The sequence below is a fragment of the Pseudoalteromonas sp. P1-13-1a genome, assembly GCF_001401875.1.
Taxonomy (GTDB): domain Bacteria; phylum Pseudomonadota; class Gammaproteobacteria; order Enterobacterales; family Alteromonadaceae; genus Pseudoalteromonas.
The window spans coordinates 138107-154656 of sequence record NZ_LKDV01000006.1 but is presented as its reverse complement, the minus strand read 5'-3'; the positions used below and the strand labels follow the sequence as shown (position 1 = coordinate 154656).

Annotated in this window: 14 protein-coding genes; 6 read left to right on the top strand and 8 right to left on the bottom strand. The window is 37.4% G+C overall.

Features of this window, described 5'->3' with window-relative positions; all coding sequences use genetic code 11:
* Positions 1 to 116 precede the first annotated feature (116 nt).
* Positions 117 to 599, top strand: a complete 483-nt coding sequence (locus AN391_RS06480; protein ID WP_010388418.1) for a hypothetical protein — start codon at positions 117 to 119, stop codon at positions 597 to 599.
* 85 nt (positions 600 to 684) lie between these two features.
* On the opposite strand, the gene AN391_RS06475 is transcribed toward AN391_RS06480, so the two are convergent.
* A complete protein-coding gene (locus AN391_RS06475; protein WP_055014644.1) occupies positions 685 to 1308 on the bottom strand; it encodes a tyrosine-type recombinase/integrase in 624 nt (207 codons plus the stop codon).
* Positions 1309 to 1619: 311 nt separating this feature from the next.
* On the opposite strand from AN391_RS06475, the gene AN391_RS06470 reads away from it, so the two are divergent.
* On the top strand, positions 1620 to 1991 hold the full coding sequence (locus tag AN391_RS06470) for a hypothetical protein (protein WP_055014643.1): 372 nt from the start codon (positions 1620 to 1622) through the stop codon (positions 1989 to 1991).
* A gap of 198 nt (positions 1992 to 2189) precedes the next feature.
* Complete coding sequence (locus AN391_RS06465) at positions 2190 to 3632, top strand: HNH endonuclease (protein WP_055014642.1); 1443 nt, start codon at positions 2190 to 2192, stop codon at positions 3630 to 3632.
* Between the two features lie 161 nt (positions 3633 to 3793).
* Here the strand turns inward: AN391_RS06465 and AN391_RS06460 are convergent, their stop codons facing one another.
* Together AN391_RS06460 and AN391_RS06455 are read right to left on the bottom strand one after the other, a co-directional pair.
* Positions 3794 to 5053, bottom strand: coding sequence for a Y-family DNA polymerase (locus AN391_RS06460; RefSeq protein WP_055014641.1), 1260 nt, complete (start codon positions 5051 to 5053; stop codon positions 3794 to 3796).
* Entirely contained in the window at positions 5038 to 5454 is a 417-nt protein-coding gene (locus AN391_RS06455) for a LexA family transcriptional regulator (protein WP_007583926.1), read from the bottom strand. The genes AN391_RS06460 and AN391_RS06455 overlap by 16 nt, the downstream gene beginning before the upstream one ends.
* A gap of 229 nt (positions 5455 to 5683) precedes the next feature.
* Here AN391_RS06455 and AN391_RS06450 point away from each other — a divergent pair, with 229 nt between their 5' ends.
* From AN391_RS06450 to AN391_RS06440, 3 genes are all read left to right on the top strand, one after another.
* The gene (locus tag AN391_RS06450) at positions 5684 to 6193 is read left to right on the top strand and encodes a hypothetical protein (protein WP_055014640.1); all 510 of its coding nucleotides are present in this window, start codon (positions 5684 to 5686) and stop codon (positions 6191 to 6193) included.
* Positions 6194 to 6329: 136 nt separating this feature from the next.
* Positions 6330 to 7064 carry an endonuclease gene (locus AN391_RS06445; RefSeq protein ID WP_055014639.1) on the top strand — a complete coding sequence of 245 codons (735 nt, stop codon included), beginning with the start codon at positions 6330 to 6332 and terminating at the stop codon, positions 7062 to 7064.
* Between the two features lie 491 nt (positions 7065 to 7555).
* Positions 7556 to 10477 (top strand): cold shock domain-containing protein, encoded by a 2922-nt coding sequence (locus tag AN391_RS06440; protein WP_055014638.1) that lies wholly within the window; start codon positions 7556 to 7558, stop codon positions 10475 to 10477.
* A 274-nt stretch (positions 10478 to 10751) separates the two neighbouring features.
* Here the strand turns inward: AN391_RS06440 and AN391_RS06435 are convergent, their stop codons facing one another.
* The 5 genes from AN391_RS06435 to AN391_RS06415 all read right to left on the bottom strand — a co-directional run bounded on the left by AN391_RS06435 (position 10752) and on the right by AN391_RS06415 (position 16449).
* On the bottom strand, positions 10752 to 11753 hold the full coding sequence (locus AN391_RS06435) for a TniB family NTP-binding protein (RefSeq protein ID WP_055014637.1): 1002 nt from the start codon (positions 11751 to 11753) through the stop codon (positions 10752 to 10754).
* Complete coding sequence (locus tag AN391_RS06430) at positions 11750 to 13591, bottom strand: Mu transposase C-terminal domain-containing protein (protein WP_055014636.1); 1842 nt, start codon at positions 13589 to 13591, stop codon at positions 11750 to 11752. The genes AN391_RS06435 and AN391_RS06430 overlap by 4 nt, the downstream gene beginning before the upstream one ends.
* On the bottom strand, positions 13588 to 14136 hold the full coding sequence (locus AN391_RS06425) for a Tn7 transposase TnsA N-terminal domain-containing protein (protein ID WP_235576475.1): 549 nt from the start codon (positions 14134 to 14136) through the stop codon (positions 13588 to 13590). The genes AN391_RS06430 and AN391_RS06425 overlap by 4 nt, the downstream gene beginning before the upstream one ends.
* Before the next feature lie 325 nt (positions 14137 to 14461).
* Positions 14462 to 15217 (bottom strand): class I SAM-dependent methyltransferase, encoded by a 756-nt coding sequence (locus AN391_RS06420; protein WP_055014635.1) that lies wholly within the window; start codon positions 15215 to 15217, stop codon positions 14462 to 14464.
* Between the two features lie 50 nt (positions 15218 to 15267).
* The gene (locus tag AN391_RS06415; protein ID WP_055014634.1) at positions 15268 to 16449 is read right to left on the bottom strand and encodes a PleD family two-component system response regulator; all 1182 of its coding nucleotides are present in this window, start codon (positions 16447 to 16449) and stop codon (positions 15268 to 15270) included.
* Between the last annotated feature and the right edge of the window lie 101 nt (positions 16450 to 16550).

Genomic DNA, 16550 nt, shown 5'->3' with positions numbered 1-16550 from the left:
AATAGTGAAGATCTTGTTTTCATTGAAATATGGGATCGCAAATCGCTAATAAAACTATCCCTGCCATTTTTTGTTTTTACAGCCATTGCCGGCTTAGTTAAATACGGAGTGCTGTAATGTATTTTAAAGAACTATCTAGTGAGCTAGCTATTTATCGACAACCAAGGTTAACTAGATTATTGCTAGTTTTGTTGTGTGGTTTCTTTTTATTTATCGGGCTAATTAATGTGTTTAATTCTGATGAAGCAAAATCATTACCGATATGGGTATCTGGGTTTATATGCTGGCTAGGGTGGAGTGGTTCGTTTGGTGGCTATGTATGTCGTTTTGATCTCGCAAAACAAACCTTGGAATTAAAGTCGAGTAGTTTATATACTATTTTTAAACGTGTTTATAAATTATCAGATATTAAAGGTTTTAAAGCTATACCTAGAAAAGGCTACACACATGACTATAGATTATATGCAGTGTTAACTGATAATACTCATATTGCTTTCGCAAACTACAAAGGACGAGGGTTTGCAGTTAAGGAGTGTATAAAAATGGCTGAATTTGTCAGTAAGCCTTATCAAATCAATATTGATACAGCTTCATTATAATTTTATTAGAACAAAGTAGCGTGGATTAACATTTTTTTAGAAACCAATGCCAGACGCTTACTTCAGGTCTGGCATTGGTTCAAACTTAAGCATCGATCTGTTCTGATACTTCTAACGCATCATCAACTTCTATTCCCAAGTACCTGACAGTGCTCTCTAGTTTTCTATGGCCAAGTAGAAGCTGACAGGCTCTTAAATTTTTAGTTTTTTTGTAAATTAGTGATGGTTTAGTACGTCTCATAGAATGAGTGCCATATTGAGTCTTATCTAACCCAATTGAGGTGACCCAAGAATCAACTATACGTCCATATTGACGAGTTGAAAGGTGTGCAGAAGAATGGATTCGTGACTTAAACAAGTAATCATAAGAGTTGAGAGTAAATTGCTCTATGAGCGCCACAATTGATTTCCTTGTATTCCCAGTAATTTCAAATTGAACGGGCATACCAGTCTTTTTTTGAACGACTATTGCCCTTGATTGAATTGTTTTACCATGTGCGATGTCGTTAACTTTTAGTGAAACTAAATCACACCCTCTTAGTTTGCTATCTATGGCTAGGTTAAATAGTGCTAGATCTCTTATTTTATGAAAAAGTTCTAGTCGTATTCGGATAGCCCATATTTGCTGTAATTTCAGAGGTAACTTTTGTCCTACAAGCTTATTTTTATTCCAAGGCTCTTTAGGCTGATATATTGTTAACTGGTGCATTAGTTGTACTCCGGTGTTTATGGAGTTTTAAGCTTAGCCCGCTACAAAAGAATTCGGGTATGAGCGATAACCGGACATTGATATTTGCTTAATATCGTCGCTAATTTATTGGTTAAACTGCTCTTTGCGCATATTCATAAAAATGAGCGACGCGCGCATATTGTTCTATTTTACTTTTCTTTAAAGTTTTAGAAAGCTAAGTGGTAGTAATACCTTAGGTAATTTGTTAAAACTATATAAAGTAGATAAATGAGCGTTAACTCCCCGGAAATATGCACGATGAGCGCGCTATTTAATTATTAGGTGGTGCTATGAAATCAAACCGTTGTTTACCTCTAATTTTTTGGGCGCTCATACCAATAACTGTAAATGCACAAACACGCGGCGGCATTTGTCAGAGCGCTGTCTGTGATTTTACAGGGGGATTGATTGGCTTAACTTTGCTTGTATTATTTTTTCTTTCTCTTTCTACATCGATAGCTAAACATGGTTTTTGGAGAGGAATTTTTGAACATACAGCAGTGAGGGTTCTGATTGCATATTGTGCAGTGATTGCTGGGTTAATTTTTGCGATGTTGTTAGCTATTGAAGTTTTTGGAAAAATAGGCGGCGTTTTATTGTTCCTCACCATTGCGTTCATGCCTAAGTCTTGGATAAAAGGTATTAAAAAATATGATAAATAAAGTACCTAACAATCTCCATCAAAATGCGCCCGTTGGGTGCTCTACTCGCAACAAGTTGCTCGCGTTTGTGGCGGGCGTTACCAATGCCCGCAATTGGCGCCGAACCTCGCAAATAGTGAGAACCAGTTAGTCAAAAAATTTGATACCTGAAGTCAAGATTTGACTATCGTTGGCTTTTTCATCTGATGAAGGTAAATTATGGATAATCTTTCCTTAAAGGTTAAGCAAGGAATTTTAAAGCTCTATTCAAAAGGAATTAGAGTGGATGGCGCTTTCCAGTTTTTTTCAAAACAGGGTGTAAAACTAAGTGAAACCGAGAAGAAGGAGTTTAGAGAGAAGTATGCAAATAAATCAAATAAAGAAGATTTAAGTAATTTTATAAGCTCATTAGACTTTGATAACGCGAAAAGCAATTACCAAAAAAGTAAAAAACAAAGTAAAAGAAAGTTAGCTAAGAAAAAGCTTGAAATGAAAAACTACGGCCCTAAGTTTAATGTAGGGCTGTATCTTCTAGCTAAGGAAAGCTCTGATTCATACCTAAATACTGCATTCGAAATAGATAGTGATGCTTCGCTCATAACCTCCCAAACATATTCTTATGAGGTTGATGAACTTCAGCAAGAAGAGCCAACCTTAACTAGCCAAAGTGATGAATTACCACTTCATCTATATGTTTATGATCCAGAAGATGTAAATGAACTTAGTCTTGATGAAATCTCAGAGGTTTGGCTGCATAGGTATGAGCTATGTGGAACAAAAGAAGCAGCGGCAGAGGTGCTTGCTCTTAAAGATGTAAATGATGGAAATGTTGATAGCTATCGAGGATGGGAAAGTTATTTAAATCATGATTATATTACTGAATTTGAAAATAGAATAAAAAGTGATGCTGTCTTTCAGTATGACAACTATGCAAGTCAAAAACAGTTTAAAGTTGATAATCCATTTGATAGAAAAAAATATAGCCGCTCGCAGCTCATTAAGTTGCCTTTAAAACAGATTATAAAATTATGGGAAGAACGAGATTATTCTTTTAATTCAGTTGCAGCCGCTTGTGAAGCTTTAGCAATTATTCGCTATGCCAATAAAATTGATAACCAAAAGAAGCACTGGAAAGCTTTTCTTGAACACCCACAAATTCTTGACTTAGAGTACGATTATGACGAGGCTGGAGATGAATCTGAAGAGAAAAGTAGATTTGCCAAGCCGATTCAGAAAGAGAATTTGGATTTAGAAGCCTTATCTGAGGATAACCGGAGTAGAGTTACTAGAAGTCAGGTTACTAGGGTCGGTCAGCAGGGATTTCGAGCACTCATTCTGGATAATTTCTATTTGAAATGTGCTATATCTAGCAGTGAAGAACAAGCCTTACTTGAGGCTGCACACATTATGCCTTACAAAGGGGCACAATCTAACGTCATTCAGAATGGCTTATGTCTCAGAGTTGATCTCCATCGGTTATTCGATAAGTTTTTAATATCAATTGAACCGCAGACCTTAGAAATAGTTGTTTCTGATAAAGTAAAAGATACCTACTACAAAAATTTTGCAGGAATAAAATTGGGTAGTAGTAAAGTCGGTGTTTCTAAATCATTATTAAAGAGGCACTTTTATCAATTTAAAGTGAATGGGGTCAAATCTTGACTTCATACATTAAAAATCTTCAATGTCCGCTCATGGCACAAAGCGGAATATTTTGAGCTAAAGTTTATTTACTAAAAGCGAGACGTTCATTTATTAGATTTTACATATTAGATGAATGTTCTGGTCTAATTCCATTCAATACTTGGTTTATCTAACCTAGCTCAATCACAATCTATGATTGGAATATCTGACCAACGGGTTGTGTAATGGGGCGATAAAAAAGCTCGTTTCATGCTCCATGATTTTGTGAGCTTTTCACTTCCTAAAGATAAAGTGCCAACACCATAACGTTTATTTATAGCATCTAAGCACGCCATTACTTCTGGGTTATCTTTACTCACAGAAAACATATCTGCTTGTTGAAATAACTCACTTTCTAATTCTATTGCGCCAATACCGCAGCGATAAAAGCGCGTGTTAGCCTTATAAATATCATCAATAACATCTGAAACAGCACTGGCTATAACACTGGTATCTGATGTAGGTATAGGAAAATCATAGAGCAATGATTTCTTATAATACAGGTCTTCGTGTGGCGAGCTTGCAGCGAATATAACAAGTCGTTTTGCTAATGATTGTTGCTTTCTTAGTTTACGACCTACAATTGCTGCGTGTGTTACGAGGGCTGATTTTAATGTATTTAATTCACTTACTCTTTCCCCGAAACTTCTCGTTGAGTAGATTTCTTTTTTATTCTGTTTTACTTCATCCCAACTTAAGCAGGCGATGCCGTTAAGCTCACTTACGGTCCTCTCAACAACAACGCTAAACATGCGTCGCATTTCTTTAGGGTTTTGATTCGCTAAATCCCATGCACTTTTAATTCCCATCACCTTGAGTTTTCTACCGAGTCGAGAGCCAATACCCCAGACATCGGTAACATCCATACGCATCAGGACTTCCTGGCGTGAGATATCATCGTGAATAACAGCAACCCCGTTATAACCAGAGAGTTTTTTTGCCGCATGGTTGGCTGCTTTAGCTAACGTAGGCGTAATGCCAAAGCCTACACCAACAGGCAATCCTGTCTCACGCCATACAGCTCGTCGTATTGTGTGTCCGTAGTCAGCCCAGTCATCAATGATTTTAGAAAAACCAGTAAAACGTAAAAATGACTCATCAATACTATAAACATAATGGTCATCACAAAAACGATTAATGACCGTCATCATTCTCTCACTCAAATCAGCGTAGAGTTCATAATTTGAAGAGCGCACGACGACATTATGCTGCTCTAAATAGGGTCTAATTTTGAAGTAAGGTTCAAATTTCGGGATATTAAGCTTTCTAGCAATAGGGCATATTGCACAAATACACCCATCGTTATTTGTTAGAACAACAACGGGTTTAAAGCGAATGGATGGGTCAAATACCTTCTCCGCACTGGCATAAAATGCCACTGCATCTACGAGGGCAAACATCGATTCACTTCAGCTTTATTTCTGTGTAGGCGGATGCTCGCAGTAACGACACCCTCGAGCTTAAAGTCATCATCATTAGAAATATAAACAGACTTATAATCTTTAGAGGCAGAGATAAGTAAGCGCTTCGACTTATCTATGATTTTACAAACAAACGAACCGTTATAACTAGCAACAATAATATCGCCGGTACTTACATCCTCAGCTCTATCAATGACTAGTAAGTCACCATCGAATATTCCTACTTCTTGCATGGATTGCCCAGAAGCGATACCAATAAAAGTGGCATTCGGGTGTTTGATGATTAGCTCATCAATTGAAATACCGAGCTCTACATATTCTGCGGCAGGAGATTCAAAGCCGGTAATGCCAGCTTCTATAAAAATTGGAATAACGAACATACACACCTCAAGCACTGTTTATATATACAGTGTAATTTAAGGTTCAAATTATGCCAAGGTTCTTTTTGTGAGACGATAGTTTAATTAGAGCTGATATAAGCATGTTTTAGACTTAAAGATGAAAAACCCATTTAATAACAATTAGTAAAATCAACATCGGTTTGTTAAAATTTCATAAAGGAATTATGAGCTTACTCAAAGCTTATTTTAATTATGGAATAATTTACTGATGACTTTATTTAAAAACACTATTGTATCTTTTCTGATACTTAGCTTTATTACTGGTTGTTCAGCCTCTAGACACGCCATCATTGCCGGTGACTCTGAATTAACAGATGCTCAAGTGTGTCGAAATTACCTTGATGATAAAGATATCCTCGCTAAAAGTTACACCGCCGAAAATACTGATGAAGCGAACTATATCTACGCGCTTAACAGAGAAGTTAAATATAGAGCACTCACTCAATACAAATGTGAGATATTAGCTGCACAAGACAGAAAAGAAATCGCTCAAGGCGTTGTTGCTGCTGTCGTTGCGGTAGGTGTCGTCGTTTTAGCTGTTGCTGCGGCAGGAGCTGGCGGGTCAAATAACTATTCTTCTGGTTATGCATGGGACCAGTTTTATGATGGTAACTACAACTTAGTCTGGCGCTGTCGAGATAAGTCTACGGGCCAATTTGCATATAACAGCGCTTGCTCTGGGCAGTATCAAAATGACAATACATGGACTGGGAAGTAGCTTTCTCATTAAATTTTAAAAGCATAATATCTGTGCTCTACAATTAAAATTGTCAGTCACCACATATGAGAACTAGCTTATTAACTCATTTATTACATGTGACATATTTAAACTGAAATAGGTACCAAGAATCATAATGAAAGCATCCATAATTACACTGTTAGCAACACTAATCTTCTCTGCACCCTCTTCAGCAAATCAAGAAATCGACTCATTTAGCAAAGCGAAACGACTTCTAGAAAAGCAGGTTTATAACAACCACCGCATTACACTTTATTGTGGTGCGACATTTGACGTTAATAAAAAAGTAACCGCACCGAAGGGCTTTTCTACAACAAAGTACGTCAAACGAGCTAAAAAAATTGAATGGGAACATGTTGTTCCAGCAGAAAACTTTGGTCGTACTTTTAGCGAATGGCGAGATGGACATAAGCAGTGTGTGAATAGTAAGGGGAAGTCATTTAAAGGGCGACGATGTGCAGAGAAAGTAAATACGGAATACCGTTTTATGCAAGCTGATATGTTCAACCTTTATCCGGCCATTGGCGCTGTGAATGCGCTAAGAAGTAATCATAACTTTACCATGCTTCCAGCGGCTAAAAGCGATTTCGGGCGTTGTGTGATGAAAATAGACGACAGAAAAGCTGAGCCACCTGAAATGGCTAGAGGGCAAATTGCACGTACTTATCTGTATATGGAGAACACTTATAAACGATACAGCATGAGTAAAGCACAGCGCCAACTAATGAATGCGTGGGATAGAATGTATCCTGTTGATGCTTGGGAGTGCACTAGAGCTGAGAAGATTTCAAAGCTACAAAAGAACCAAAATAATGTAGTTAAAAGTCGTTGTGAGACTAAAGGTCTCTAACTATGTTGTCCTATAGTGGATTGGACTTCCTAACTATCATTAGATGTAGTAGCTCATATCCGATCCTACAGTTTAAAAGAACGGGTTTAGACTTCGCCTGACAGGCGGTTTTGAGCGAGAAGCAGACGGTCGAGTAAACTCGTTTTTGGACAAAAGTGCGTCAGTGATTTTGCTAAACTACGAAAAACGGATTAATTCAGGTTATAAACAACTTGGTTAGGAAAAGATAGGGCTCGACCCAATAGTTACTTTTCAAGGAAGGAAATGGACAATTCCGAGCACCCTCGACCGACTTTATCAGATCTACTTTATTCAATATTTTGTTCGAAACATGCAAAGCACGGTGAACGTTTTACTAGAGTTGAAGTTGAAAGGCGTCTAACTACTGTTAATGAGTTACGTTAAATATGTAACATATAGAGTTTGACATAGTATGCGTGATGATGTTCATGTATTCTAACTGTATGGTGTGTAAAGACTTAAGGTAAAAAATGGCTAACGTTGATATTGCTGAGGGGAAACTGAAGGCTTTGCTTGAAGAGGTCAAAGATGACCTTTCTTCTATAATAAGTGAAGAAGACGCAAAAGTTAAAATAATAAACAGAATATTTCATGAGTGTTTAGGTTGGTCTTTTACTTCATTTTCATGTGAAAATAATCATGCTAATGGCTTCTCAGACTACATACTTAAAGTAGGTGGTGAAAGAGCGTTAGTAATTGAAGCTAAGCGTATTGGCATTTTAGGCGTTGAATCAGCCGTTACTGATAAGTGTCGCCCTCTTAAAATATCCGGCTCAGTTCTAAAACCTTCAATTGAGGGTATACGACAAGCTCATTCTTATGCTAGCGAGGAAGGAATACCAATAGCTGTTGTTACTGATGGTATTACATGGGTCGTTTTTAAAACTTGGGTTAAAGGTGGTTATAGAGAAAAGGAAGCATTTGTTTTTCCATCTTTAGAAGCAATACAGAATTCCTTTAGTAGGTTCTATGAACTCTTGTCATATGATTGTTTTAGTGCCAAAACCTATAATGCATTATTCGATCAAGTACATAATAGCCGAGAATACCTGACTTTACCCCTAACCTCAGCAATCGCACCGAGCGAAATAAATATACTCCAAAAATCACCAGTAGCATTTGATTTGGAAAAAATACTGCATAGTTTCTTCACGCAGCTAACTGGTGATGAGAACTCAGAAATAATGAAAGAGTGCTTTGTAGAGTCGAATGAAAGTCGCATTGCTGATTATTCCCTTGAGAAAATCACGTCTAGTGTTTTGAATAATTTACCTCAGGACAAAAATCAAGTAGGAAGTGAGTTAAGTAATCTGATAAAGGGGAATGTTCAAGCTGAAATGCCCTCTGAATCTGACCTTTCAGTTTTCATTGTTGGCCCCACGGGCTCAGGTAAAACGACCTATATTGACAGGTTTTTTTCAAAAATACTGCCTAAAAGCACGCGTGAACATTGTTTAACGATAAAGATAAATTGTTTAGATGCCTCTGGTGACGAACAAACAATCGTTAGTTGGATCACCGAAACAATGATCGTCTTTATCGAAAAAGAACTCTTTGTAGAGGGTTTCCCTGCATACACAGACCTACAAGGTATGTACTTTAGCGAGTATAAGAGAAGGGCTGCGGGACACTTAAAGAAAATCTATGAAAATGATAAGGATACGTTTGATAAAAAATTTGCCGATTTTTTAGAAAAGGAAGTTGATGAAAATCGTGAAGGGTATCTCGAAAGCTTACTTCATTTCACTATACACAACAGGAAGAAGCTGCCAATCATAATTGTAGATAATACTGATGAGTTTAGTCTCGAATTCAAAACCCAAATTTTTCAGCTTTGTAACTCGTATAGACGCAAAGTACAGCTATGTATGCTTATGTTTCCCGTAACTGATAAGTCCGCATGGAGCTTCTCAAAAACGGATATATTTACTATACATCAATCTAAGTCTTTCTTTTTGCCAACACCTTCACCGAGGGAAGTGTTTAGAAAACGTATAGATTTTCTCAATAAGACGCTCGTTACAGCTGAGACGGATAAGAAAAGAGAGTATTTGTCTAGTAAAGGGATTCGCATAGAGCTCAAAGACATTTCAAAGTTTGCTCAGGTGCTGGAAGATATTTTTGTGGAGAATAACTTCACAGCAAAAACGCTCGGAGAGCTGACCAACTACAATATTCGCGCCATAATGAGCCTATCAAAAAGAATCATTACTTCGCCAGTAATGAGGATTGAGGACCTTATTACAAGCTATATAACGACAGAGCCAATTAGCTATTCCAAGTTCATAGATGCTTTACTGCGTGGTGACTATGAAGCCTATAGACTAAGCACTGGTGAAGATTTTGGCGTAATTTCTACCTTTAAAGTCAGTTCGAAAAAATCACACTCCCCTTTATTGAATTTACGAATTCTCGCGTTATTAAAGGTGACAAAGTCAAGCGGTAGAGATGTTGAAGAAAGACATTTAACAGTTGAATCGATAACGGATTACTTTGAAGCATTGGGAGTGGATTCCGTTGATGTAGAGTCTTGCTTGACTGAGTTATCTTCACTAAGACTGATAGAGTCATACGATCCCTCTGCAAGTGTTTTAAATGATATTCAAAAGCTAGCTATAACTTACAAGGGCTTGGCTCATTACGACTTATCTACTAGGAATAGTGTTTATTTTTACCAAATGGCACTGACTACTGGTATATGTAATCCTGAAGTGGTTGCTGAAATTCGTAGCTGCTATAAGTCTAAGAAATCATTCAGCGATATAACTTCTTATGTTCGAAAAAAATTCTCTGACTATCTTATTCATGAAGATAAGAAGTATATAAATATAGAAGAGGACAAAGAACAGTTCGAGTGTCAAAAGAGCTTGATAAAGGATATCCAAGCTTTTAGTTCAGATAAAGGCGAATCTAATGGGGTTATTCAAGATAACTATTCCAGTTTCCTTGGAGAAAAACTCATGGGTAAAGTTGAACGTTATGATCAAGAGAAAGACTTTGGTTTTATGTCTCTAACCGAATTAAATGAAGAGGTTTATTTCAAAGTCTCCAAGCTTAAACAAAATGAATTGGAAACAATCCATGACGGTGACATAGTTTATTGTACATTAGGGCAAGGGGATAGAGGGATTCAGATAGATACAATGGACGGATTTGTTGAAGGCAAAAATCAGCTTCAAACCGAAACATGTTCAATTAAGTTTTACAACAAAGACCGTGGATTTGGTTTTGCTAGTATAGGAGCGACATCGAATGAGGCTTTCTTCCACAGAACAGCTTTTCCTCATAGCTTTACCGAGCACCTTGGTGAAGGGTTGGACTTCCAAGCTGAAATAAGATTAAAAGAGGATGGAAAGTATCAAATAAGGCGCTGTATAGGTCTAGTACGTTAATTTCACAACAAGGTACGTCTTACCCTATGGCCTCCCCTTACTAATTTAATTCGATGTAAGAGTAAGTAAGGGGGTAAAACTAGTAGCGCACTCATTTGTGTCCAAAAGTGAGTCATAGTGACGTCTGATTTCATGATTCAGCAAATTATTTATTGGTTATTGTGATCGTCTGCTATTGGCACATATGCGACTGTCATACTTGATTAAATCACACGAACCTAATTTAACGCCTTATCCGTTTGAATCTCCTTAATCGACCATAAGCTAGTACAACTTACTTTACTATTGCGAATTTACGCCCTGTGAGCATATCTTCAGGATCCAAAGCATTTGGGTTGTACGATGAGCTTTTAATTACTTCATAAATAACAATATCTTTAATATCTTGTTCAAAAGGGTTTTTTAGCTTTAGTGAATCTTTGTCATTAAAAAAATCAAACTTTTCATAAGCTGTAATAAAATGTTTATTTTCAAGATGCTCATTACAACTCAATGCTAATTTTAAAGCTTCTGATAGAAGATGTTTAAGAGCTCTATTCTCCCCTCGGCATGCAGCAAATAGCGCCATTGTGGTATGCTTACTTTCAAGCTTAGGGGGCTTATCAAATGGCATTTGCTTCGCAAGGCCCATTAAATATTGGCGAAAGTACTTAATGTCGTTCTTTAAGCTAAAGTATTCAAGTTTTCTTTTTCTAACTAAGCGAGAAGCCCATTGTGGTTCTTCAGCTATTTTTGCAGCCCAAGGCATACCAACCAGTACTATTGGCACTTTGGCTTCTTCACTAATAAACTTTAACCCATTTGCAATTTGTTGTCGTTCTTGTACGCTTTTAAACTCTATTAACTCCTGAAACTCATTAATGATGAGTAGCTCTACTTGAGCTTTAATTAAGCTTTCTACAAGCTTTTTAGTAAGGTCTGTTTTGTAGCCTCGTTTTTTAATTTGACTACTTCCAAATAGCTCCAGATCTGCCAGCATTTGGACTAAAGTAGCATCTAAGCCTTTCCCCCTAGATATACGACTTACTAAGACTGGCATAGTATTTCGACTATAATTCTGTGTAGCTAGAACTCTTTTTTTGTAGTGATTAATGGTATGACTTTTTCCAACACCTGTATCACCAATTAATAGCATACACTGTTGGTCTGACTGAAATTTACGGTTTAATCTTAATTCATCAAAGTCATTAAAAATTGTTTTAATTTGCGGGTGCATAACGATGCAATCGCTAAAGTTCCGTAACTTCTCTATCTGTATCTCTGTTAAGGCATTCATTCAAATGCCTCTAAGTCATCATCCCAGTCGTCAGAATTATCGTTACTTATATGTTTTTGCACAGGGGCTGCACTTTCTTCAGAGACCTTAATAGTGCCCGTTCCTGTGTTGCTTACATCAGCTATTTGAGCTTGCTTTTTGACGGTTGTAATTTTTGCTTTAGTTTTTGATGCAGTAAAAGCTTCTTGCTCTTGCTTTACTCGCTCATGAATAGCCATGCGAGCTTTAGCTAAGCCCAGACTATCTTTAGATTCCCTAATCATTTCTCTATTAATTTTTTTTATTGTTTTATGCTCATAGATACTTAAACCATCCGTATAACCGCTAGGGTCTGTACACGGTACTTCTAGGTAGCTTTCCAGCTCTTCTAAATAAACATAAATTTTTGAGATGTCATCAGGGTCGACTTTGATCAGTTTTTTTACAGTTTCCTTTGTTTGCGGATAATGTTTACGATAATCAGCCAAAGCTGTTGAGTCATACATTAACTCTTGATATTTAAACCCATTTCTCGTTAACGTTCTTGAGTCAGAGATGCGCATTAACATATCAAAGCGCGCTTCATCATCTTCACTCATAGTTAAAGGGGGATATGCATCAAACCCTTGTTGCCAGCGTTTAATTGGGATTCGAGTTTCACGTGAATTACTATCTTGGTGGTATACATCCACGATCCAGCGGTGAAATTCTTCAACAAAAGTTGAGAAGCGCATAATTGCATCTTTCTCAGGTTTATATTCTTCTTTTTCTAAAATATTTGAAAATGTCTTTCCTGGTAACTCAGGTAAGAAATATTCATTAATTACCCCAAAAAAACGCTCTATAAAGGGTTTTAACCAAGGCTTGCGTACAGGGTTATATTGGATATTTATTCCTGCGGACTGACAAGCATGCTCTAGGTTTTTAGACCAAAATTCAGCCCCATTATCTACAACTAAATTTTCAAATTTACCAAAGCAAGGCCAATTATTTTGTAGTTCTATATTCATAGCAGCAATAGACTTTGGTTTAATCGCATGAGTAATAGCCTTAGCCGCAGATACATATGAAGGAGATTTATAACTAAGATGAAAACCAAGAACACAGCCACTAAATACATCAATAAGTAATGTTAGGTAAGGTCTTCCTATAGGGATAAGTAACTCATCATCAAGTAGGATTAAATCAAGTGGTGTATGATCAATCTCTACACGCTCTAATATTCTTGTCGGTGGCACGTGCGCAGCGCAGTAAGCAAACCATTGGTCTGCTTTAAATTTACCATGCCTTGCGACCGCGACCGCATACGGGGGTATTGCTTTGATTCTTTTATTAAACGCATTGTAGGATATTATTGGAATATTGCCTTCGACAATACTCTCATTTTCAATAACAATAAGGTCTTTATAGTACTGATATGCAGTTGCTATAGTAGGTCTTTTAGCATCTAAAAATCGTTCTAATGCTTTATCAAAAAATTTATCATCCCCTTTTATACGGTTAGTTCTGTTTCCCATTTTGTGGTTTTTATCAGCAAGGGAGGCAATATCACCGTTGCTTTCGATATATTTTTTGCGCCAACGAGCAACAGTTCGCCAATTTGGCCGAACTTCGTCACTCGCTTTAAAAAGCTCATCTAAAATAGGATCTAAATTTCGTTGGGTCCACCCACGTGAAAGTTTTTTATCTATAGAACTAATTAGCTTATACCTTTGTAGCGCTTGGTTTTTAAAGGTATCTGAAAAGGTATCCAAATCACGCTTGATTAAGTTGGCATCATCTAATTTGACGTATTGTGTGGGTGTTTGTGGTTTTAATGGAGCTAGCGATTCATCAAATTCATTGAAAAAATCTGTCATGGTGTAGTCCATAGTGTTGGATTATTATTTAAATCATCACACCCTAGCTCAGCTTCAATCAACCTTTTATGCATTAGCCCCAAAACAAGTGAGCGTGTTTCGCCAATTGGTATGCCGATCTGAGAACTTACATCGTTTAGCTTAATTGCACCTGATGTACGAATAAAACTGAGCAAGTCATTTTGAATGCTACTAATGCCGTAAACACCTGAGTAACGGTGTAATAACTTTAAGTTACTTAATATTGGATCTACCCTAATTTGCCTATCGGTTACTAAAACAAGGTCAATTCCCATTTTTAATGATGCATCTCGTTTAGCAGCAAATTTTGCTCTAAATAATGGGGAAGCAATTTTAGAGTAAGGTTTATATTCATGGTATTTTTGAGTTTTATTCGTATACAAAATCAGTGCATCGGGTGTGTAAGGTAAGCTTTTACCCATAAACTCATATTTAAAGCCTTCAGGCTGACTCCCAAAACTCTCTATAGAGTCGTTATATTCATGATGAAAACATGCATCAAACTCTAATGAGCTCTCACACATAATTACACTACTAACTTTAGTGCTCGCAAATTTGTATACATTTTTATTAGGAGAAGGCTTTCTTAAATTACGTATATACATGGCTGAAATAGCTGTTTTTATTTGTATTGTATACATACTATACAAATAAAAACAGATTATGTCATACTATGGTTTAATAAAAAATCAACTACATGATTATAAATAAGTTATTTTTTACTTTTTATTTTTATAAGAAGTTTTATGTCAAACTATAGTTTAATTATGTCATAGTATGGTTGTATTATGTCAAACTATGGTTTCAGCGACATAGATCCTTAAAGCCCGATCAACACGCTAAATGCCGTTAAACCATGGCCGCTTTTACATACACATCAAAACGGTTCTTTTTTGTTTTAATTTGCATGCTGGGTGTTTTGTCATTTAAAAATGGGGCGTAATCGGGGCGCTTTACAACAACACGCTTACTAGCAAGTGGATAGGCAAAATCAAGTAGATCATCTGCGTCGGTGTCTGCGCCAACAAGCTCTTGAAATACGCGCATTTCTTTTTTAACTAGCGCTGATTTTTCACGGTGTGGAAACATAGGATCTAAATACACTACATCGGGCATGCTCTCGCATTGCTCTAACAATGTATGGCTTGAGCCAAACACTAAGCTCATATTTTGCTGCATCCAAGGGCCAATTTCAGCGTCGTCGTAGGCACGTTTTAAGCCATCAAACAATAAAGCAGCTACCACAGGGTGACGCTCGTGCAGTATTACTTTGCAACCAAGAGAGGCCAGCACAAAGCCATCTCGTCCAAGGCCTGCGGTGGCATCAAGTACAACAGGCGTTGCGCCTTTATTTAGGCCCACCGCTTTAGCTATAGATTGCCCTTTTCCGCCACCAAATTTTCGCCTGTGCGCCACAGCCCCCGTTACAAAGTCTACGTTTATAGCGCCGAGCTTAGGTTCATCAGTTTTTAGTAGGTTTAGGCCTGTTTCGTCAAAATATAGGCTAAAACCGCTACAACTTTGCGCCCATTGGGTTAAGTTAAAGCGCGTTTCTAGCTCATTTAAATACGGGCGACACTCTTTAAAAGCACACTGAATAACCACTACACTCTCCGACGAAAAATTTCGGCTGCAGTATAACAAGCGTTAACGCACTAAAATAGCTCTATATCGCTTTGATGCGCAAGACTATGTGAGCTGGCCTCTTCTACTTTACTACGCAGGTTACACAATAATTCGTTGCGGCTCTCGGTCACTTGTTTAAGCTGGTATTTTATAAACGCTAGATCACTATTTGCGGTTACTAACAGCTGCATCGTTTCGTCTAATTGAGACATGTATAAGGTTAAATCTGCAGGGTTTGCCTGTGCTTGTGTTTGTTTAATAGCGCAGTTTAGTTCATGCAACTGCTCTATAAACTGCCTGGTGTAGTCATTTTGTACAACATTTTGGCTGGTAAGTTGCTTTACGATATCTTGCAAAGCAGTGCTAATTTGAGTGGCTTGCTCAAAGCTATTTTCGTTTCTTTCCATAGCAACGACCTTTTCGTTTGTCACCTCGAGTATGTGCGGGAATAAGTCTTTATAGCGGCCGTATAAAGCACGATTATCAGCCGGCATATTTTTAATTAATAAAGATATTTTGGGGTAGTTAATAATGGTGCTACTACCAATATCAACAAATCGATTAGCATTGCGATGCTGCTCTAAAAGCTCTTGCTCGAGTGGGCATACACCACTTTCTAAACTATAAAAATAGCTTCCCCCTTGATACCAAAATACAATGACCACATCTAAATTAAACGGGGTAAAAAAAGCAAGTAAGTGCTCGCTTAATGACTGAAAGTTATGACAGTGATAGCTTTGCCCTACAAACCTTACTATACGGCCCATGTCTCCCGATTCAGCTAAGGCCATTGCCGCTGTGTTTTGTGCTTTAGCGACATCATGTTTAAGTTTTACGCATTGCTGTCGGTACTCATAAAGCACTTTAATACGCGCCATAAGTTCTTCTGTATTAAAGGGTTTGATGATGTAGTCAGACGCGCCTACACTGTAGCCTTTTACTCTATCGTTAAGCTCCACCTTAGAGGACAAAAACATAATAGGTATATCGTGTGTTGACTCATCTGCTTTTAATGCTTGGCAAATTTCATAGCCTGATTTACCGGGCATTTCTATATCGAGTAAAACGATGTCGGGCGTGTGCTTTTTGGCTAGCTTAAATCCTTGTTCACCATCTTTAGCGTGAATAAGCTTACAAAAGCCTGCTAAAGCCTCTTCAATAATTCGATGAACATACAAATCGTCATCAATTGTCAGTACCAACTTGGCCATGCCCTAGTCCATTTTGCTATGTATATACAAAGCATAGTACGGGTGCTTAAAATTACTAAAAACAATTGTCCAATATATTAAAAAATATAAAAAAAGCGCCA